The sequence below is a fragment of the Photobacterium sp. GB-210 genome, from assembly GCF_003026075.1.
GTDB lineage: Bacteria > Pseudomonadota > Gammaproteobacteria > Enterobacterales > Vibrionaceae > Photobacterium.
This window is the reverse complement of sequence record NZ_PYNU01000067.1, coordinates 1-603: the sequence shown is the minus strand read 5'-3', so window position 1 is coordinate 603 and position 603 is coordinate 1. Positions and strand designations below refer to the sequence as shown.

At 39.0% G+C, this 603-nt stretch carries 1 protein-coding gene; it reads right to left on the bottom strand.

The annotated features are described in order from the left end of the window. Window positions 1–235: 235 nt before the first annotated feature. A partial coding sequence (locus C9J38_RS21645) for a DUF2931 family protein (protein ID WP_146144081.1) occupies window positions 236–603 on the bottom strand: 368 nt, incomplete at its 5' end.

Sequence of the window (603 nt, the reverse complement as noted above, 5' to 3'; positions counted from 1 at the left end):
TACCATATGCTTTAGTGACTCTGACAGGGTAAAGTGATGGCATTGTATAACCAACTCTCCAATTTGGAACTTCATCAGGTACGCGTTCTCTATTCACCATGCTACAACCAGCCAGTAATAGGCAGAGTACTCCGGTTGATATGATCTTTTTCATTTACTGTCCTTGTGTAATGAACGCTGAATCTAGCTCTTTCATTGAGCGCCTCACAGAAACCTGTGAGGCGAGAAGTCAATATTAATGAAGCTGGTCAACAGTAAAATGTTTTGATGTATAAACCTTATTTACCTTGCCCCAAGGGATAGGCGTTAAGGTTGCGTTAGCCTTTTTAGCTCTTTTTTTTACATATTCTGTTGCTTGGAAATATTGTTTTGATGTAATTGAATTATAGTCAGTATCCGGCATACTTGTTGGTGACAGTTCAGTAACGTACGTATACTTACCACAACCCTTAAGCCACACTTTCACTTGACCATTAGGTAGGAAACCAAAATCAAATATCGATTGGTAGCAGGTTTGCCTTATTCCATCAGCCTCAACATGGTTTTGTTGTTTATACATCAGCGCTTTCACTTTAGGTGTGACATCTAATTCAGTAATGTAGA